Source organism: Microbacterium sp. Leaf288 (assembly GCF_001422925.1).
Classification (GTDB): domain Bacteria; phylum Actinomycetota; class Actinomycetes; order Actinomycetales; family Microbacteriaceae; genus Microbacterium.
The window spans coordinates 78359-96946 of record NZ_LMNI01000014.1; the positions used below are offsets into that span (position 1 = coordinate 78359).

The 18588-nt window shown below is 72.5% G+C and carries 16 protein-coding genes and 1 pseudogene; 12 read left to right on the plus strand and 5 right to left on the minus strand.

All coding sequences use genetic code 11. The features are described 5' to 3' along the window. The first annotated feature begins 50 nt into the window (after nt 1-50). From ASF40_RS19290 to ASF40_RS19300, 3 genes are read left to right on the plus strand one after another with little or no spacing between them, the layout of a single operon-like run. Entirely contained in the window at nt 51-2174 is a 2124-nt protein-coding gene (locus ASF40_RS19290; RefSeq protein ID WP_056372194.1) for an MMPL family transporter, read from the plus strand. Then, nucleotides 2143-3405 carry a sensor histidine kinase gene (locus ASF40_RS19295; protein WP_056372195.1) on the plus strand — a complete coding sequence of 421 codons (1263 nt, stop codon included), beginning with the start codon at nt 2143-2145 and terminating at the stop codon, nt 3403-3405. Before ASF40_RS19290 ends, ASF40_RS19295 begins: the two co-directional genes overlap by 32 nt. Continuing rightward, nucleotides 3402-4025, plus strand: a complete 624-nt coding sequence (locus ASF40_RS19300; protein WP_056372197.1) for a response regulator — start codon at nt 3402-3404, stop codon at nt 4023-4025. Before ASF40_RS19295 ends, ASF40_RS19300 begins: the two co-directional genes overlap by 4 nt. A 174-nt stretch (nt 4026-4199) precedes the next feature. Here ASF40_RS19300 and ASF40_RS19305 read toward each other — a convergent pair whose 3' ends face one another. Beyond that, nucleotides 4200-4952, minus strand: coding sequence for a YidC/Oxa1 family membrane protein insertase (locus ASF40_RS19305; protein ID WP_056372199.1), 753 nt, complete (start codon nt 4950-4952; stop codon nt 4200-4202). 86 nt (nt 4953-5038) lie between these two features. After that, on the minus strand, nt 5039-5407 hold the full coding sequence (locus ASF40_RS19310) for a DUF6412 domain-containing protein (protein WP_157549828.1): 369 nt from the start codon (nt 5405-5407) through the stop codon (nt 5039-5041). A 53-nt stretch (nt 5408-5460) separates the two neighbouring features. Here ASF40_RS19310 and ASF40_RS19315 point away from each other — a divergent pair, with 53 nt between their 5' ends. Then, a complete protein-coding gene (locus ASF40_RS19315) occupies nt 5461-7602 on the plus strand; it encodes a RecQ family ATP-dependent DNA helicase (protein WP_056372204.1) in 2142 nt (713 codons plus the stop codon). 8 nt (nt 7603-7610) lie between these two features. Here ASF40_RS19315 and ASF40_RS21210 read toward each other — a convergent pair whose 3' ends face one another. Beyond that, nucleotides 7611-8225: a hypothetical protein gene (locus ASF40_RS21210; RefSeq protein WP_056372205.1), complete on the minus strand. Its 615-nt coding sequence runs from the start codon at nt 8223-8225 to the stop codon at nt 7611-7613. Between the two features lie 192 nt (nt 8226-8417). Between ASF40_RS21210 and ASF40_RS19325 the strand changes: the two genes are divergently transcribed. The 6 genes from ASF40_RS19325 (at nt 8418) to ASF40_RS19350 (ending at nt 16026) form a co-directional block, all read left to right on the plus strand. Further along, complete coding sequence (locus ASF40_RS19325) at nt 8418-9278, plus strand: sulfurtransferase (protein WP_045301294.1); 861 nt, start codon at nt 8418-8420, stop codon at nt 9276-9278. Further along, on the plus strand, nt 9275-9892 hold the full coding sequence (gene msuE, locus ASF40_RS19330) for an FMN reductase (protein WP_056372207.1): 618 nt from the start codon (nt 9275-9277) through the stop codon (nt 9890-9892). The genes ASF40_RS19325 and msuE overlap by 4 nt, the downstream gene beginning before the upstream one ends. Before the next feature lie 159 nt (nt 9893-10051). Then, on the plus strand, nt 10052-11056 hold the full coding sequence (locus ASF40_RS19335) for a pyridoxal-phosphate dependent enzyme (protein ID WP_056372209.1): 1005 nt from the start codon (nt 10052-10054) through the stop codon (nt 11054-11056). Beyond that, nucleotides 11053-12213 carry a cystathionine gamma-synthase gene (locus tag ASF40_RS19340; protein ID WP_056372211.1) on the plus strand — a complete coding sequence of 387 codons (1161 nt, stop codon included), beginning with the start codon at nt 11053-11055 and terminating at the stop codon, nt 12211-12213. The genes ASF40_RS19335 and ASF40_RS19340 overlap by 4 nt, the downstream gene beginning before the upstream one ends. 25 nt (nt 12214-12238) lie before the next feature. Next, on the plus strand, nt 12239-14284 hold the full coding sequence (locus ASF40_RS19345; protein WP_056372213.1) for an oxidoreductase: 2046 nt from the start codon (nt 12239-12241) through the stop codon (nt 14282-14284). Nucleotides 14285-14466: 182 nt separating this feature from the next. Continuing rightward, nucleotides 14467-16026 carry an SLC13 family permease gene (locus ASF40_RS19350; protein WP_056372216.1) on the plus strand — a complete coding sequence of 520 codons (1560 nt, stop codon included), beginning with the start codon at nt 14467-14469 and terminating at the stop codon, nt 16024-16026. A 58-nt stretch (nt 16027-16084) separates the two neighbouring features. Here the strand turns inward: ASF40_RS19350 and ASF40_RS19355 are convergent, their stop codons facing one another. Further along, the gene (locus ASF40_RS19355) at nt 16085-17113 is read right to left on the minus strand and encodes an SDR family NAD(P)-dependent oxidoreductase (RefSeq protein ID WP_056372393.1); all 1029 of its coding nucleotides are present in this window, start codon (nt 17111-17113) and stop codon (nt 16085-16087) included. A 105-nt stretch (nt 17114-17218) separates the two neighbouring features. On the opposite strand from ASF40_RS19355, the gene ASF40_RS19360 reads away from it, so the two are divergent. Continuing rightward, nucleotides 17219-17794 (plus strand): TetR/AcrR family transcriptional regulator, encoded by a 576-nt coding sequence (locus ASF40_RS19360; RefSeq protein ID WP_056372218.1) that lies wholly within the window; start codon nt 17219-17221, stop codon nt 17792-17794. 20 nt (nt 17795-17814) lie between these two features. Next, nucleotides 17815-18138, plus strand: a complete 324-nt coding sequence (locus ASF40_RS19365; protein WP_056372220.1) for a DUF7882 family protein — start codon at nt 17815-17817, stop codon at nt 18136-18138. 137 nt (nt 18139-18275) lie between these two features. Here ASF40_RS19365 and ASF40_RS19370 read toward each other — a convergent pair. Continuing rightward, nucleotides 18276-18578 (minus strand): annotated as a pseudogene (locus ASF40_RS19370) (DUF7882 family protein); the annotation flags it as partial. Nucleotides 18579-18588 lie beyond the last annotated feature (10 nt).

Here is an 18588-nt window from a genome sequence, read left to right on the forward strand (position 1 = left end):
TCGGCGGCCCGCTCGATGCGTCGCGGGACCCGCGGGGATGGACTGATGGGGTGCATGGCTTCATCGACTCGCTCGCTCATCGGCTGACCACCCGGCGTGGCGCCTGGATCTCGCTCGCCCTGGGGATCGTCGCCTTCGCCGCACTCCTCGGAGTGCTCGGACGCGCGGATCTCGACGCGGGCGGCGATGCCGTCATCCCGCAGTCCGAGGCCGGGCAGGTCGCAGCGCTCGCCGACGAGTTCCCAGGAGCCGCGGATCAGTCGCTGCTGGTGGTGGCCAGCCGAGCGGACGGCGGCGCGCTGACGACCGCACAGTTCGACGCGCTCGCATCGCTCATACCTGAGGTCGAGGGCGCGACGGGCGGAACGGCGACCGGCCCGCAGCTGAGCGAGGACAGCCGGGCGGCGGTCATCGCCGCGACGCTCCCGGTCACGGACGACGCGGATGCCGCGGAGCAGGCGGTCCATGACGTGCGCACCGTGACCTCGGAGAATCCGATCCCCGGGGTCGACGTGAAGGTCACGGGCGGCGCCGCCTTCGGGGCGGACATCGCGGCCGCCTTCGACGGTGCGGACTTCACCCTCCTTCTGGTCACGATCGGGATCGTGGCCCTGCTGCTGATCGCGACGTACCGATCGCCGGTCCTCTGGCTCGTGCCGCTCATCGTCGTCGCGCTCGCCGATCAGCTCGCGACCAAGGCCACCGCCGCGCTCGGGACGGCTCTGGAGCTGCACTTCGACACCGGCATCGTGAGCGTGCTCGTCTTCGGCGCGGGAGCCAACTATGCGCTCCTCCTCGTCTCGAGGTACCGCGAGGAGCTCGCGCAGGTCGAAGACCATCGTGCGGCGCTCGCGGGCGCGTGGCGTGCGAGCGTGCCCGCGATCGCGGCATCCAACGCCACCGTCGTGCTGTCGCTGCTCACTCTGCTGCTGGCCGTCGTGCCGGGCACGCGAGGCCTCGGCATCGCCTCTGCGGTCGGACTGCTGATCGCCCTCGCCGCGGTGCTCCTGGTGCTGCCGCCCGCGCTCGCCGTGTGCGGGCGAGGCATCTTCTGGCCCGTGATCCCTCGGCCCGGGCAGGAGCCGAGGCGCGTGGGGGCCTGGCGGGGGGTCGGCGCGCGCGTCGTGGCACGCCCGCTCCCGCCGGTCGGCGCGGGCCTCGTGCTGCTCGGGGTGCTCGCCACGGGAATCGTCGGCGTGCAGCTGGGGCTCACGCAGTCGGAGCGGTTCCGGGTGCCCTCCGAGTCCGCGGCCGGTCTCGACGTCCTGGTCGAGCACTTCACGCCGGGCGAAGCGGAGCCGATGATCGTGATCGTGGATGCGGACGACGCGGATGCCGTCGCCGACGCGATCGACGCCGTCGCGGGGGTCGAACGGGTCACGCCGGTGGAGGAGAGCTCGGACTCCTCCCTCCACAAGCTCCTGGTGGTCGGCGACGCGGAGCCCGGATCGCCGGAGAGCCTGCAGCTGGTCCGCGACGTGCGCGACGCCGCGCACGAGGCATCCGCGTCCGCTCTCGTGGGCGGGCCGGCGGGTGCCGCGCTCGACGTCCGTGAGGCGAGCGTGCGCGACTTCCTGCTCATCGCGCCGCTGGTCCTCGCGACGACCCTGATCGTGCTGATGGCCCTGCTGCGCGCACTCGTCGCACCACTGGTGCTGCTGGCGGTCAACACGCTGAGCGCGGTCGCCGCGATCGGTGCGGGGGCGTGGCTCGGCCGCACGCTCTTCGGATGGACGGCGCTGGACCTGCAGGTTCCGCTGCTGGCCTTCCTCTTCCTCGTGGCGCTCGGCGTCGACTACACGATCTTCCTCGTGCATCGCGCGCGCGTCGAAGCGGGCGCCGCCGGAACCCGCCCCGGGATGGTGAACGCCGTCGCGGCGACAGGCGGAGTGATCACCAGCGCAGGTCTGGTGCTCGCCGGCGTCTTCGCCGCGCTGGGCCTGCTCCCGCTGGTCACGCTGGGGCAGCTCGGGCTCATCGTGGGGGTCGGGGTGCTGGTCGATACCCTGGTCGTGCGCACCCTCGTGGTGCCCGCGCTGTTCTCACTCATCGGCGATCGGATGTGGTGGCCGGGCCGGATCCGCCGGCAGGCGGCCACGGGCGATCGAGAGGATCGCGACCCAGAGGAAGGGGTGGCGCCGGATGTCTCAGCTCTCCGCGAGCCCGTCGGCTGACGCCGATGGCGACCCGGCGCTGCGACCCACGCGATCCTGGCGCGCGCTGGTCGGGTCGATCCGAGTCGGCCAATCCGTCATCACCGCCGCACTGCTGATCATCGGAGCCGTTCGCGCGGCAGGAGACGGCACACCGGTTCCCTGGGTCGTCGCCGTCTCGGTCGTGTTCGCGGGGTGGTACTTCGGCGGACTGCTGCTGAGCGAGCGCACACGCGATCGCGGCGTCGCCGCCGGCTGGCTCGTGGGCCTCGCCCTCATCTGGATCGGCGCCGTCGCGATCTCGCCCGAGTTCGTGTGGCTGGCGTTCCCGCTGTGGCTGCTCGCCGGCTTCGTGCTCCGGATGCGCTGGGCGATCCCGTTCAGCATCGGCGTCCTGGCCGTCGTCATCGCCGCACCCCTCGTGCACAGCGGAGCCACGACGTATGCGAATGTCATCGGCCCTCTCGTGGGCGGCGTCTTCGCCCTCGGCATCTCGCGCGGCTACCTCGAGCTCGTTCGCGACGGCCGAGAGCGGAGCCGGCTCATCTCGTCGCTCGTGAGCGCGCACGACGAGATGGCGCAGCTGCAGGACGAGCTCGCCCGCGCCCAGCGGGATGCGGGCGTCGTTGCGGAGCGCACGCGCCTCTCCCGCGACATCCATGACACCATCGCCCAGAGCCTCACGTCGATCGGGATGCTGGCGGGCGGTGCCGGGCCGACCGCGCCGGAGCCGTCGGCGCGGACCTTCACGCAGATCGGCGATCTCGCCCGCGAGGGACTGGCCGATACCCGGCGCATCGTCGACGCCCTCATGCCGGCCGAACTCGAGGGCTCAGCCCTCGCCGACGCGCTGCGCCGGATGCTGGAACGGCTCACCGACGAGACGGGGATCCGCACCGAGCTGCGCGTCGACGACACGGTCCCCGCCCTTCCCGTCGTCGTCGAGGTCGCGCTGCTGCGCACCGCGCAGTCCGCGCTGGCCAATACCCGCGTCCATGCGAAGGCGGATCGCGTGGTCGTCAGCCTCGTCGACGGCGGCGACAGCGTGAGGCTCGACATCGTCGACGACGGCGTCGGGTTCGATGCCGCGGGCTGGGAGCGTCTTCCCGCCGGTCCGGGCGGCGGGTACGGGCTGCGGGCGATGCGCGAACGGCTGCGCGAGCTCGGGGGCGGACTCGACGTCGAGAGCGCACCCGGAGCGGGTGCCGCATTGTCGGCGTCCGTCCCGATCGTGGCGGGGGTGGCACGGTGACCGGCCTTCGCGTGCTGATCGCCGACGATCACCCGATCGTGCGTGCGGGCGTGCGGGCGCTGTTCGCAGGTCACCCCGACATCGACGTCGTCGGCGAGGCCGCGACCGGCGAGGAAGCGGTCACCCTGGCCCGGCACCTCGCGCCCGATGTCGTGCTGTGCGACCTGCGGATGGGCGAGGGCATGGACGGGGTGGCGGCGACCGCCGAGATGCGCGCCCTCATTCCGGCACCCGCCGTCATCATCCTGACCACATTCGATCGGGATGCCGAGATCCTCGGTGCGATCGAAGCCGGGGCCTCCGGGTACGTCCTGAAGGATGCCCCGCCCGACGCGATCGCGCGAGCCGTGCGGGAGGCTGCGGCCGGCCGGCTGGCGCTCACTCCCGAACTGAGCGAGCGCGTGGTGCAGGTGCTGCGTGCCCCGCGCGTGCGGCTCACCGACCGGGAGCAGGAGGTTCTGCGACTGCTCGACACGGGTGCGTCGAACCCGCAGATCGCGAAAGCCCTCTTCGTCACCGAGGCGACCGTGAAGACCCACCTCGTCCACATCTTCGCCAAGCTCGGCGTCGACAGCCGCTCGCGCGCCGTCGCCGTCGCACGAGAGAGAGGCCTCCTGTGACCTCGACCGAGACGACGCTCGCACCGACCCGGCGGGAGTGGCTCGCGCTGGCCGTGCTCTCGATCGGTCTCGACTGATCGTCCTGGACGGCACCATCGTCGGCGTCGCGCTTCCCGACATCGTCGCGGACCTGCACATGGACCTGCAGGCGGCGAGCGGACAGGCGCCGCCCGCTCACGCCGTCGCGAGGGGATAGAACCTGCGCAGCACGACGCGCTGCACGAGGGTCCACGCGACCGTCGTGGCGAGGTACAGTGCGGCGGCGAGCGGCACGAAGAGGGCGAACACCGCGGTCGTGAACTGCAGCGCTCCGGCGAGCCTCGCCATGCCGGCACCGGCCAGGGGTGCAGCATCCGGTGTCGTGTCGATCTGCGGACGGAACGCGCGCCGCGTGATCTCGGCGACCACGACGATGACCGCGAGCACCCCCGCGAACACCCCGAGGGTGGCGGCCGAGGCCGCGCCCGCGGCGATCGCGCTCACCAGGCTCGTGCCGAGGGGGACGGCGAACAGCTCATGCAGAAGCAGCGCGTTGGCGTGTCCGGCGATCGCGGTGTGGAGGAAGAGGGCGTAGACGATCGCCACGATGGGCGCCTGAGCGAGCATCGGGAGACACCCCGCGAAGGGCGACGCCTTCTCGTCGGAGTAGAGCTTCATCGTCTCGCGCTGGAGGCGCTCGGGGTCCTTCTTGTGACGCCGCTGCAGGTCTCGCAGCTTCGGTGCGAGGCGGCTGCGGGTCTGCTCGGCCTTCGCCTGCGCGATCCCCGCGGGGACGAGAGCCGCGCGCACCAGCAGCGTCAGGACGATGACGGATGCTGCGGCCGCCGCGGACCCGGCGAGAGGTTCGAGCAGGGCCGCGAGGCCCATGAGCAGGGAGTAGGCCGCGTCGAGGATCGCGGCGACAGGCGGGAAGGCGTAGAGGTCCATGGTGGTGTCCGTTCGTCGGGTGCTGTTTCGTGGCATACGGCCACGAAGGCACCGGCGAGCGGTCCTCGAGGGGAACGGGCGTCGGGCTACGCGGCCAGGGCCGCGGAACCCGGGGCGCGGGGACGGGAGTGCCCGGGAGCGTCGGGGTGGGACGCGGTGAGCCTCGTCGCGTCGGCGATCGCGCGGCGGGGATGGGCCGCGGTCGCGATCATGCGCGCCGGGACGAGGAGGACGGCGATCGCGACGGCGAGGAGGGCCAGCGTCGCGATGACGGCGGCGGCGATCACCAGGGCTCCGGCCTCCGGCTGGGGCGCGGGAGCGAGCTCGAACAGCGAGCGGGCAGCTGCGCCGACCAGCTCCGTGGCGGGGCGCAGGGCGGTCGCGAGGACCTCGACGACGAGGCGCAGCGCGACGGCGATCGTCTCGAGCACGCGCACCTCCTCCGTCGCGGCCACGCTAGCACGAGGCCGGGAGGCCAGGTCGGGACGGTGGCACGGCTGTCAGGACCATGGGGCAGGGTGGGAGGGTGACAGCGACCACGACGACCCGCACCGAAGCCCTCGAGGTGCTGCGCACCCTCGTCGGACGCGACGACGCCGACTTCCACGAGGGGCAGTTCGAGGCGATCGAGGCGCTCGTCGACGAGCGCCGCCGTGCGCTGGTGGTGCAGCGCACCGGGTGGGGCAAGTCGGCCGTGTACTTCGTCTCGACGCTGCTCCTCCGCCGGCGCGGGGCGGGACCGACCGTGCTCGTGTCGCCCCTGCTGGCCCTCATGCGGGATCAGATCGCCGCGGCCGCGCGCGCCGGGGTGCGGGCCGTGAAGATCGACTCGACGAATGCGCACGAGTGGGGCGACGTGCTCGCACAGCTCGACCGCGACGAGGTCGACGTGCTGCTCGTGTCGCCCGAACGCCTCAACAATCCTTCGTTCCGCGACGAGCAGCTGCCGCAGCTCGTCGCCCGCATCGGCCTGCTGGTCGTCGACGAGGCGCACTGCATCAGCGACTGGGGCCACGACTTCCGCCCCGACTATCGGCGTCTGCGCGACCTCATCGCACGCATGCCCGCGGGCGTGCCGGTGCTCGCGACCACCGCGACCGCCAACAGTCGCGTGGTGGCCGACGTCGCGGAGCAGCTCGATGCCGGTATGGCGGAATCGGATGCCTCGGCGCACGGCGTTCTCACGATCCGCGGTCCGCTCGCGCGGGCGTCGCTGCGGCTCGGCGTGCTGCGGCTGCCCAACTCGCCGAGCCGGCTCGCCTGGCTGATCAGCCACCTCGGCGACCTGCCCGGATCCGGCATCATCTACACCCTCACGGTGGCGGGGGCGAACGACACGGCACGGCTGCTGCGCGAGCGGGGATATGACGTGCGCGCGTACACCGGGCAGACCGACACCGACGAGCGTGAAGAGTCCGAGGCGCTCCTGAAAGACAACCGGGTCAAGGCGCTCGTGGCGACGAGCGCGCTCGGCATGGGCTTCGACAAGCCCGACCTCGGATTCGTCGTGCACCTGGGGGCGCCGTCGTCGCCGGTGTCGTACTACCAGCAGGTCGGCCGTGCCGGCCGGGCCACCGACTCCGCGGACGTGCTGCTGCTGCCGGGGGTCGAGGACCGCGAGATCTGGCACTACTTCGCGACGGCCTCGATGCCCGATCGCGATCGCGCCGAGCGCGTGCTCGCCGCGCTCGGCGCGGCGACGGGGCCCATGTCGACGCCCGCGCTCGAGGCCGTCGTCGACATCCGCCGCACACCGCTCGAACTGCTCCTGAAGGTGCTCGACGTCGATGGCGCGGTCGGCCGCGTGCGCGGCGGCTGGATCGCGACCGGCGAACCGTGGACGTACGACGAGGAACGCTACCGCCGCATCGCGGCCGAGCGCGTCGCCGAGCAGCAGCACATGATCGAGTACGAAGAGACCTCCGGCTGCCGCATGGAGTTCCTGCAGCGCTCGCTCGACGACGACTCGGCGGCGCCCTGCGGGCGCTGCGACAACTGCGCCGGCGCGTGGTTCCCGACGGCGATCGCGTCAGGAGCGACGGATGCCGCGGCCGCCGCGCTCGACCGCGTCGGGGTGCCGATCGAGCCGAGGCGACAGTGGCCGACCGGTGCCGACAGGCTCGGCGTGCCGGTGAAGGGTCGCATCGCCGCGGACGAGCAGGCCGCGCAAGGGCGCGCGCTCGCGCGTCTCACCGACCTGGGCTGGGGTGGCGCGCTGCGCGACCTGTTCGCGGCAGGAGCCGCGGACGCGCCGGTGCCGCAGAACGTGCTCGGGGCGTGCGTGCGCGTCCTCGCGGAATGGGGGTGGGAGACCCGCCCCGTCGCGGTCGTCGCGATGCCGTCGCGCACGAAGCCGCAGCTCGTCGGCTCGCTCGCCCGCGGCATCGCCGAGATCGGCCGGCTGCCGCTCCTCGGCACGCTCGAGCTCGTCGACGGTGGGCCGACCGGACAGCCCGGCGGCAACAGCGCCTTCCGCGTCGCAGGGGTCTGGGGCCGGTTCTCCGCCGCCGGGCTCGACATCCCTGCAGGCCCCGTGCTCCTCGTCGACGACCGCGTCGACAGCGGCTGGACCCTCACCGTCGCCGCCCGCGAGCTCCGCCGCGCGGGCGCCACCGACGTGCTGCCATTCGCTCTGGCGCTCCGCGGCTGAGCCCGGGCCTACGTCTCGGTGGGCGGCTTCGGCCGCGGTCGCCGCACGATGAGGTAGATCACGGCCGCCGCGACGAGCAGCACCACCAGGACGACCCAGGGCACCCAGTCGATGGGCGCGGCGGCGTCGTCGCCCGCCTCGGCCGTGGGCGAAGGCGTCGCGGATGGGGTCGGTGTCGCCGTCGGGGTGGGGGTCAGCGTCGGGGTCGGAGTCGCCGTCGGCTCGGGAGTCGATGTCGCCGTCGGCTCGGGAGTCGATGTCGCCGTCGGCTCGGGCACGACGGTGGGCGCCGGCACGGGTGTCGTGGGTTCGGCCGTGGGCTCGGGCACCACGGTGGGTTCGGAGGTGGGCTCGGGCGTCGGCTCCGGGGTGGGTGCGGGGGAACGCGTCGGGAGGACGCGCGTCGGCTCGGGTGTCGGCTCGTCCGTCGGCTCCGGCGATGCCGTCCGGGTCGGCAGGTTCGTCGGCAGCCCGGTCGGCAGCGCGGTCGGAACGGGGATCCCGCCGTTGCCGCACCCGGCGAGGAGCGTGAGCCCCGCCGCGATGGCCAGTCCGGCCAGCAGCCGGGCCGCGCGCGACCGCCGCGGAGCCCGGGATTCACCTGTCGCGCGAGGGTGCGGCATCCGTTCCTCCATCGGTTCTGGCGGAATCGTACGGCCGCACGCGCGAGCCGACCCGGATTCGGCGCGAGACACACCGCGCCGCCGGCGCGATCGGCCCCGACACATGACTGCGTGTGACGCCCCGTGTCGTCGTGTCGCGGCGTGTGTCGTCACAACATCCCGCGCGGTCGGCGGCCGGGCGAGCATGACCTCATGCCTTCCCCGATCATCTCGCCGACAGAGCTCGCTGATCTCATCCGCAACGGAACCCCGCCGCGGATCCTCGACGTGCGCTGGCGGCTCGACCAGCCCGAGGGCCGGCCGGCGTACCTCGACGGGCATCTCCCCGGTGCGGTCTACGTCGACCTCGACCACGAACTGGCTCGCCGCGGCGATCCGCGCGAGGGACGCCACCCGCTGCCGCCGCGCGCGCAGCTCGAGGCCGCTGCTCGGCGGTGGGGCATCCGGGGCGGCGACACCGTCGTCGCGTACGACGACGTGCACTCGGTCGCCGCGGCACGCGCGTGGTGGGTCCTGACGCGATCCGGGCTCGCCGACGTGCGCGTGCTCGACGGGGGCCTGCGCGGCTGGCTCGCCGAGCGGCTTCCGCTCGAGACGGGCGACGTGCTGCCTCGACCGCCCGGGGACGTCGTGCTCGACGAGATCACCGAAGGCGTCGCCGACATCGACGGCGTGGAGGAATGGCCCGACCACGGCCTGCTCCTCGACGTGCGCGCGCCCGAGCGGTACCGCGGCGACGCCGAGCCGCTCGATCCGGTCGGCGGGCACATCCCGGGCGCGGTGAACCTTCCGACGACGGTGCATCTGACCGCGGGCAAGTTCCGTTCGCCCGACGAGATCCGTGCCGAGTTCGCGGCCGCAGGCGTCGTCGACGGCGTCTCGGTCGCCGCGTACTGCGGCTCCGGCATCGCGGCGACGCACACGGCCCTCGCCGGCGCCCTCGCCGGCATCGACGTCGTGGTCTACCCCGGCTCATGGAGCCAGTGGTCGCGTTCGCGCGGCAGGCTCGCGGCCGTCGGCCCCGCGCCGTCGCTGGACGTGGTGCCGGTATGACCGAGGTGCTGCGGGAAGCGCCCGCCATCCCGACCATCGCCGACCGCCCGCTGCGGGTGGTGGGGGTGTCGGGCTCCCTCCACGAGCCGAGCCGCACCACCGCGCTCGTGCGGACGATCCTCGCCTCGGTCGCGCAGCGCATCCCTGCGGAGACGGAGCTCGTCGAGGTCGCCGCGCTGGGCGCGGGCTTCGCCGGCGCGCTGAAGCGCGAGGACGTCGCCCCCGAGGTCGAGACCGCGCTGCAGGCGATCGAGTCCGCCGACCTGCTCGTCGTCGCGAGCCCCGTGTACCGGGCCTCCTTCACGGGGCTGTTCAAGCACCTGTTCGACTTCGTCGGCCAGTACGACCTCGTCGGGACGCCGGTGCTCCTGGCAGCCACCGGAGGCGGCGAGCGGCACGCGCTCATCATCGAGCATCAGCTGCGGCCGCTGTTCGGCTTCTTCCAGGCGCTGACCCTGCCGATCGGCGTCTACGCGTCGAACAGCGACTTCGTGGACTACGAGCTGACGTCGCCCGAGGTGGCGCGCCGCGTCGTGCAGGCCGTCGACCGTTCCCTGCCGCTCGTCGAGCAGGCCGCGCTCGTGCGGCGATCGGAGTACGTCGCGACCTGGTGATCTGCTCCTTCTCGACGTGATGCCGCCCAGCGCATAGACTGGCGCCCGTGTTGACCTGCCGGTGTTGTCGCCCCTGCTGTTGAAGCTCCCGCTTCACGCAGACCTCAGCGACCCCGACAACCTTCCGCGCACCCGCGCGGCAACACTCCAGGACACAACGTGCGTTACGCCCAGAGCGTGGCCGACCTCGTCGGCGACACCCCCCTCGTCCAGCTGACCCGTGTCACCGACGGCATCGCCGCGACGGTGCTCGCGAAGGTCGAGTACTTCAACCCCGGCGGCTCCGCCAAGGACCGCATCGCCCGCCGCATCATCGACGCCGCCGAGCGTGACGGCCTGCTCCAGCCCGGCGGCACGATCGTCGAGCCGACGAGCGGCAACACCGGCGTCGGTCTCGCGCTGGTCGCCGTGCAGCGCGGCTACCGGATGATCTTCGTCGTGCCCGACAAGTTCGCCGGCGCCAAGGTCGACGTGCTCAAGGCCTATGGCGCCGAGGTCGTCGTGACCGAGACGAGCGTGCCGCCGGAGGACCCGCGCTCGTACTACAGCGTGGCCGACCGTCTCGTGCGCGAGATCCCCGGGGCGTTCATGCCGAACCAGTTCGCGAACCCGAATGGGCCCCTCAGCCACTACGAGACCACCGGGCCCGAGATCTGGCGAGACACCGACGGCCGCGTCACCCACTTCGTCGCGGGCATCGGCACCGGCGGCACCATCACGGGCACCGGGCGCTTCCTCCACGAGGTGTCGAACGGCGCGGTGCGGGTCGTGGGCGCCGACCCCGAGGGATCGATCTACTCCGGCGGTCCGCTGCACGGCTATCTCGTCGAGGGCGTCGGCGAGGACTTCTGGCCCGGGAGCTACGACCCGTCGGTGCCCGACGAGATCCACCGCATCCCCGACGCCGAGTCCTTCGAGATGACGCGGCGGCTCGCCCGCGAAGAAGGCCTCCTCGTCGGCGGATCGAGCGGCATGGCGGTCGTCGCCGCCCTGCGGACCGCCCGGGGTCTGCCGGCGGACGCCGTCGTCGTGGTGCTGCTGCCCGACCACGGCCGCGGCTACCTCAACCGGTTCTACGACGACGACTGGATGCGCGACCACGGCTTCGACGTCGGCCCGGGCCCCGCAGCATCCGTCACCCCCACCGAAGGAGCACCCGAATGACCGAGTCCACGAACGACCGCGGCTTCGAGACCCGGGCGGTGCACGCCGGGCAGGCCTTTGACCCGACGACAGGTGCGGTGATCCCCCCGGTGCACTTCTCGACGACGTACGCGCAGGACGGGATCGGCGGCCTCCGCGAGGGGTACGAGTACGGACGCAGCGGTAACCCGACGCGCACGGCCCTCGAGACCCAGCTCGCGGCCCTCGAGGGCGGTGCGCACGCGCTGTCGTTCGCCTCGGGCCTCGCCGCCGAGGACGCGCTGCTGCGCGCCGCGCTGAAGCCCGGCGACGAGGTGCTGCTCGGCAATGATGTGTACGGCGGCACCTACCGCCTCATCGCGCGTGTGCTGGGCGGGTGGGGGATCGGGATCCGGGTCGTCGACATGAGCGACCTCGACGCCGTGCGGGCGGCGCTCGAGGAGCGGCCTGCCCGCATCGTGTGGGTCGAGACCCCCAGCAACCCGCTGCTGCGCATCACCGACATCGCGGGGCTCGCGAAGCTCGGGCACGACGCCGGTGCGCTCGTCGTCGTCGACAACACGTTCGCGTCGCCGGCGCTGCAGCAGCCGCTCGCGCTCGGCGCCGACGTCGTCGTGCACTCGACGACCAAGTACCTCGGCGGGCACTCCGACGTCGTCGGCGGCGCCCTCGTGCTGGGCGACGACGCACTGTACGGCGAGGTGAAGTTCCTGCAGTTCGCGGTCGGCGCGGTCTCGGGCCCGCTCGACGCCTGGCTCACGACTCGCGGGATCAAGACGTTGGCCCTGCGCATGCAGCGGCACAGCGAGAATGCGCAGGAGATCGCCGAGTTCCTCTCGGGGCACGGCGCGGTCGCGCGCGTCTACTACCCCGGTCTCGCCTCGCACCCGGGGCACGAGCTCGCCGCGCGGCAGATGACCCGGTTCGGCGGCATCGTCTCGGTGGCGCTGGCGGATGCCGCGGCCGCACGCCGCTTCGCCGAGTCGACCCACCTCTTCCAGCTGGCCGAGTCGCTCGGCGGCGTCGAGTCGCTCATGAACTACCCCGACGAGATGACGCACGCCTCGGTGCGCGGCACCGAGCTGGCCGTCCCGCCGGAGGTCGTTCGCCTGTCGGTCGGCATCGAGTCGTCGCCGGATCTCCTCGCAGACCTCGACCAGGCCCTCTCGGCGCTCTGACGAGGGCGGTCGTAGGCTCGGGGACATGACCGCGAGCCCCGGGATCCGTTCGTCCGTCCTCGCGCAGTCGCTGCGGATCGGCAGCGTCACGGTGCCGAACCGCATCATGCAGACGGCGCATTCGAAGCAGTACTCCGACCGCGTCGAGTCGGACCGCGAGAGCGCGTACTACGTGCGCCGCGCGCTCGGCGGGTGCGGGCTGTTCGTCGCCGGCAACCACTTCGTGCACCCGACCGGGTCGATCCGGGGCTTCGAGGACGCGTACCGTCCCGAGGGGGTCGCGGCATCGAAGCGCATGACGGATGCTGTGCACGAAGCCGGTGCCAAGATCTTCGTGCAGCTGAACCACCATGGTGCGCAGGCGCAGCCCGACGGGCCGGACGGCCCGCGCACCGTGTATGCGCCGTCGCGGCTGATCTCGCCGTCGACAGGGCACGCGACCCGGGCGATGGACCACGCCGACATCGCCTCGTTCGCCCGGGGATGGGCGCTGTCGGCCGAGTACGCGCGCGACGGCGGGTTCGACGGCGTCGAGATCCACATGGCGCACGGCTACCTGCTGCACCAGTTCCTCTCGCCCCTGTACGACGCCCGCGAGGACGAGTACGGCGGCGACCTCGAGGGCCGCACCCGGTTCCCGCGCGAGGTGCTCCGGGCGGTGCGCGAGCGTGTCGGCGACGACTTCACCGTGGGCATCCGCATCGTCGCGAACGAGTTCCACCGGGACGGGATCGACGGCGCCGGCATGCGCGAGGTCATCGCGCGCCTCCGGCAGGAGTCCCGGATCGACTTCCTCGACCTCGCCGCAGGCGGGTACCACAACGTGCATTACGTCTTCCCGTCGTCGCCGATGCCGTACGCGTGGCTGCGCGACGACGTCGCCGCGGTCAAAGCCGCGAATCCCGACGTGCCGGTGTTCGGGGTCGGCGCGGCCCGCTCGGTCGAGGAGGCAGAAGACGTCGTCGCCTCCGGCATCGCCGACATGGTCGCGCTCACCCGCGCCCAGATCGCCGACCCCGATCTCGGCCGCAAGCTCCTCGGACTCGCACCCGTCGGCACGGGGGAGCGCGGCATCCGCCATTGCATCCGTCTGAATCAGGGATGCCTCGGCCGCGGCAGCCGCGGACTCGCGATGTCGTGCACCGTGAACCCGCTCGCCGGCCGCGAGCTCGAGCGCGGCGAACGCCCGCGCACGGCGTCGCCGCAGCGGTGGGTCGTCGTGGGCGGCGGTCCCGCGGGCATGCGCGCCGCCGTCGAGCTCGCGACCGACGGGCACGCCGTCACGCTGCTGGAGCGGGCGCACGAGCTCGGCGGACAGCTGCGCCTGGCCCGGCGGGTTCCGGGGCGGGAGAGCGTGGGCCTGCTGGTCGACGACCTCGAGCGCGACCTCGGGGCCGCCGGCGTCGACGTGCGGCTCGGCGTCGAGGCGACGGCCGAGACGGTGCGCGGGCTCGGGATCGTCGACGGTGTCGTCGACGCCACCGGCGCCGTCGCGCCGGCGACCACCTCGCTCGCGCTCGGCGGGGCCTACACCGACGGATTCCCCGCCGAGGGCACGATCGACGCATTCGCCGCCGTGTCGGGGGCGCGGCTCGGTCGGCGGATCGCGGTGGTGGATGCCGACGGCACGGCGTACGCCGCCGGCATCGTGCTGACGCTGCTCGAACGCGTCGACGAGCTCGAGCTGATCACACCCTTCGAGACCCTGTTCCCGCACATCGGCGCCGGATACGACCGGCCGCTGCTGCTCGAGCGCCTCGGCACGCACGGGGGCTTCCGCCGGAGCGTCGCGCACCGCGTCGTGAGCATCGAGCCCGGCGCGGTGACCGCGCGCGACATGCTCACCGGGGCCGCGGGCGCGATCCCGGGCGTCGACACCGTCGTGGCGATCGAGCCGCGCGCGTCGGTCGGGGTCCCCGGCCTCGCGACGGACACCGCGGCCGCAGCATCCGGATCCCCTCGTGTCGTGGTGATCGGTGACGCGTTCGCGCCCCGCAGCATCGACGCCGGGATCTTCGAGGCCGTCGAGCTCGCCTACGACGTCGCCGGGCTCGCAACCCTCCGCGGCTGAGGTCCGCGCGCCCGGGGAGCAGCATCCGTCCCTTCCCGTTCGACAGGTCAACCGGGGTTCCGCAGGAGTCCTCCCTCGCAGACGCCCCTGTCGAGGCCCGGTTGACCTGTCGAAGCCGCCTGGGACACGGGCCCAGAGGCCCAACCCCAAGCCGCCGGACAGGCGGTGGCTACGCTGGGCGGGTGGACCCCGTCACCGCAACGCTCGTCATCCTCGCGCTCGCGGTGATCGCGTTCGTGAGCAACCGCGTGCCCATCGGGATCGTCGCGATCGGCGTCGCGCTGGCGCTCTTCTTCACCGGCGTGCTGACGCTGCCGCAGGCGCTCGCCGGGTTCGGCGACCCGACGGTGCTGTTCATCGCGGCGCTGTTCGTGGTGAGCGAGGCGCTCGACGGCACGGGTGTCACCGCGTGGGCGGGGCAGAAGGTCATCGGCCGCGCCGGGACGAAGCGGACGACCCTGCTGGTCGTGATCGCGCTGCTCGTGGCCGGGCTCACCGCCCTCATCAGCATCAACGGCGCGGTCGCCGCACTGCTGCCGCTCGTGGTGGTCGTCGCCGCCCGCGCGGGCATCGCCTCGTCGAAGCTCCTGATGCCGCTCGCGTTCGCGGCATCCGCGGGGTCGCTCCTGCTGCTCACCGGCACGCCCGTCAACATCATCGTGTCGGAGTTCGCCGCGTCGGCGGGAGGTCGCGAGTTCGGGTTCTTCGAGTTCGCGCTGGTCGGCGTTCCCGTGCTCCTCGGCACGGTGGCGATCCTCCTCGTCGGCGGCGCTCTCGTGCCCGAGCGCAAGGGCGCGCTCATGCCGCTGGACCTCGTGCGGCACGCGCGCCTGCTGCGTCAGCAGTACTCGCTCACCCTCGACACCGGCGTGCTGCTCGGCCCCGAGACCGGCGTCACCGAGGTGGTCGTGGCACCCCGGTCGCCGCTCATCGGCAAGCACGTGTGCGCCGGCATGACCACGCCCGACGGCGACCTCGTCGTGCTCGCGGCCCGTCGCGGCGACGAGCAGCTCAAGGGCACCGAGTTCGTCGTGCAGGCCGGTGACGCGCTGCTGCTGCAGGGCGCGTGGGACGACCTGACGCGGCGCACGAGCGATCCGGGTGTGCTCGTGGTCGATGACCCCGCGCAGCTGCGCCGGTCGATCCCGCTCGGCAAGGGCGCGGAGCGCGCGATCGGCATCCTGCTGGCGATGGTCCTGCTGCTCGCGACGGGGCTGGTTCCGCCCGCGGTGGCGGCGCTGCTGGCCGCGTGCGCCCTGGTGCTGACCCGCACGGTCACCGTGACGCAGGCCTACCACTCGGTCTCGTGGACCACCGTCGTGCTCATCGCCGGCATGATCCCGCTGTCGACGGCGTTCATCAGCACCGGAACCGCGGACCTCGTGGCCGACTGGATGCTGTCGTTCCTCGGCGACGCCGGGCCGCACGTCGCCCTGCTCGCGCTGTGCGGGCTGACGGTGGTGCTGGGGCAGCTCATCAGCAACACCGCGACGGTGCTCATCGTCGCGCCCATCGCGATCTCGGTCGCACAGTCGCTCGACCTCTCGGTGCAGCCCTTCATGATGGCGCTGACCGTCGCGGGTGCGGCCGCGTTCCTGACCCCGATCGCGACACCCGCGAACCTCATGGTGATGGAGCCCGCCGGCTACCGCTTCGGCGACTACTGGAAGCTCGGCCTGCCGCTGGCCCTGTTCTTCCTCGTGGTGGCGGTCTGGTACGTGCCGCTCGTCTGGCCGTTCTGAGACAGTGCGACGCCCCGGCGGGCCCGCGGCTCGGGTCGGCCGGGGCGTCGCGGGCGGGTCAGGCGGCCGACCAGCCGCCGTCGCTCGCGAGGTTCTGGCCGTTCACGTTGACGCCGTCATCGCTCAGCAGGAACGTGATCGACGCGGCGAGGCGGTCGGCGGCCACCGGCGGCGTCATGACGGCCATGCCGGCACGCACGCGGTCGGCGCCGAGCGGCGAGTTGAACTTCGCCTCGATGTTGGTGATCACCGCGCCCGGCGCGACGGCGTTCACGCGGATGCCGCTCGGGCCGTACATGAACGCGCTGGACTTGGTGAGGCCCACGACCGCGTGCTTCGACGCGGTGTAGGCGGCGCCGGCGGCCGAACCGCGAAGGGATGCCTCGGACGAGGTGTTCACGATCGAGCCGCCGCCCTGCGCGAGCATGGCAGGGATGACGGCGCGCATGAGCTTCATCGTGCCGGTGACGTTCACGCGGAAGACGCGATCCCAGACCGCGTCGGTGACGTCGCCGACCGGGGTCATGTCGTCCATGATCCCGGCGATGTTCGCGAGGGCGTCGATCCGGTCGCCGGCCGCCTCGATGATGCGGGCCACGCCCTCGTCGTCGGTGATGTCGGCCGTCAGGGCGACGACCTCGGCGCCGGCGTGCGCGGCGACGAACTCGTCGAGGCGGTCCTGGCTGACGTCGACGGCGATCACGCGACCGCCCTCGCGCGCGACGCGCGATGCGGTGGCGCGGCCGATGCCGGAGCCCGCGCCGGTGACGATGACGGTCTGTCCGGTGAAGCGGCCGGCGGTGACCTTCTCGGCCCACTCGGCCTTCGGGGTCTCGGCGGCCGGGGCCTCGGCGGGAACGCCGTCGGGGTTGACCTGCGCGACGAGTGCGTCGAGGGCGGCCTGCGGGAAGGCGCCGCCGCTCATCGCGACGAGGTTGCTGATGGGCAGGCCCGCGATGGGCGCGAGGGTCTCCGCGGTCTGGCCGCCCTGGGCGAGCAGACCGCGCAGTGCGGCGCCGCCGGCGGGGTCGTCGAGCCAGGTCTGGATGGTGGATGCTCCGGTCAGGGGCGCGGTGGTGGTGCTCATGATCTGTCCCTTCTTCATGCAGTTCAGCGGGGCTGCGGGTCCGGGGATGAGGATCCTTCGGGGCGGCTCCTACCGGACAACTGTGTCCGGTACTAGGCTACACCCGTGCCGAGCACCGCATCCCCCCGTGCGCTCCCTCGCCAGAACCGAGGCCCCGCTGCAGCCGCCGACAACCGCAAGGCGTTGATCGCTGCTGCCCGCGAGGTCTACGCCGAAGGAGGCCTTCAGGCCCCCTTCAGCGCCGTCGCCAAGCGCGCCGGTGTCGGGCAAGGAAGCCTTTACCGTCATTTCCCCGATCGCACCGCCCTCGCCGTCGCCGTCTTCGAAGACAACGTGCGCGACCTCGAGGAGTACACCGTGCCGCCCGACCGGACGATCGACGATCTGCTCGATCGCGTGGTCGATCAGGCCGTCGTGTCGACGGCGTTCATCGAGCTCATCACCGCGGATCTCTCCGATCGCCGTGTCGCGTCGCTGGGCGCGCGATTCCAGGCGCTCGTGGAGCGCCTGGTCGCGCGTGACCGGGCCGCCGGACGCATCGGAGCCCATATCGAGACCGAGGATGTGACCCTCGCGACCGGGATGCTGGCGACCGAGCTCGCCCGCGCCGATCCGGCACACCGGCCCGCGATCGCACGCCGTGCGCGAGCGCTGTTCGCGGCGGCGTTCGCGCCGCGCTGATCCGGTAATAGGCTCCTGCCATGGGCCGGTTCATCTACGACACCAACGCCAACTCGGTCGACATCGACGACCGGACGCTGGCGCATCTGCGCATCGTGATGATGAACAAGCTGCGGCGGTCCGAGCCGTTCATGTTCGACGTCGAGATCGGCGACGGCAGCGGCCGGCGGAGCTTCTGGATCCACCCTTCGGTGCCGATCCAGTTCCACTTCTTCGGCAGCCGTCAGCCGCGCATCAACCGCACCTGGATCGAGAAGCTGATGCTCGCGGCGAGCGGGCCCAACGGCCTGACGATCCTGCCGGAGCCCGAGCAGGAAGATGCGCCACCGCCGACGGAGGGCTGAGCTCAGTCTTCGTCGTCGCTCGGCGTCACTTCCGTGCCGCCGACGGTGAGGCGCTCGACATCGAGGTGGTCGACGTCGACGTTGCCGAGCGTCACGTCCTGAGAGTCGCCTTCCGCTCCCAGCACCGGGACGGGACCGGTGTCGAAGTGCTCGGCGATGAGCATGATGCCGCCGGTCGAGCTGGCGGAGTTCGCGAGCTCCTCGATCCAGGCCCGGCTGAGCTCGGTGGGCTCGGGATCGTCGAACACGAACCGCAGCGGAATCGACGGATGCAGCCAGATGGTGCTGCGCCCGCGCGGCTGGTCGTCCGGATGCTTCCACGAGACCGTGAAGCTCTCGTCGCGTCGCAGCTTGGTCGCGATCACGACCTTCAGGTGCGCGAGTGCGCGGTCTTCGATATGGATCGGCATCCCGCCGCCGCCGTAGTAGATCGTGCCCACGCGCCAACAA

What these genes read in the sequence shown, in the direction of transcription:
- ASF40_RS19345 (WP_056372213.1), top strand. Translation starts at nt 12,239, where the DNA reads ATGACCGCGAGCCCCGGGATCCGTTCGTCCGTCCTCGCGCAGTCGCTG.
- ASF40_RS19355 (WP_056372393.1), bottom strand. Translation starts at nt 17,113, where the DNA reads ATGAGCACCACCACCGCGCCCCTGACCGGAGCATCCACCATCCAGACC.
- ASF40_RS19295 (WP_056372195.1), top strand. Translation starts at nt 2,143, where the DNA reads ATGTCTCAGCTCTCCGCGAGCCCGTCGGCTGACGCCGATGGCGACCCG.
- ASF40_RS19305 (WP_056372199.1), bottom strand. Translation starts at nt 4,952, where the DNA reads ATGGACCTCTACGCCTTCCCGCCTGTCGCCGCGATCCTCGACGCGGCC.
- ASF40_RS19315 (WP_056372204.1), top strand. Translation starts at nt 5,461, where the DNA reads ATGGGGCAGGGTGGGAGGGTGACAGCGACCACGACGACCCGCACCGAA.
- ASF40_RS19340 (WP_056372211.1), top strand. Translation starts at nt 11,053, where the DNA reads ATGACCGAGTCCACGAACGACCGCGGCTTCGAGACCCGGGCGGTGCAC.
- ASF40_RS21210 (WP_056372205.1), bottom strand. Translation starts at nt 8,225, where the DNA reads ATGCCGCACCCTCGCGCGACAGGTGAATCCCGGGCTCCGCGGCGGTCG.
- ASF40_RS19325 (WP_045301294.1), top strand. Translation starts at nt 8,418, where the DNA reads ATGCCTTCCCCGATCATCTCGCCGACAGAGCTCGCTGATCTCATCCGC.
- msuE (WP_056372207.1), top strand. Translation starts at nt 9,275, where the DNA reads ATGACCGAGGTGCTGCGGGAAGCGCCCGCCATCCCGACCATCGCCGAC.
- ASF40_RS19365 (WP_056372220.1), top strand. Translation starts at nt 17,815, where the DNA reads ATGGGCCGGTTCATCTACGACACCAACGCCAACTCGGTCGACATCGAC.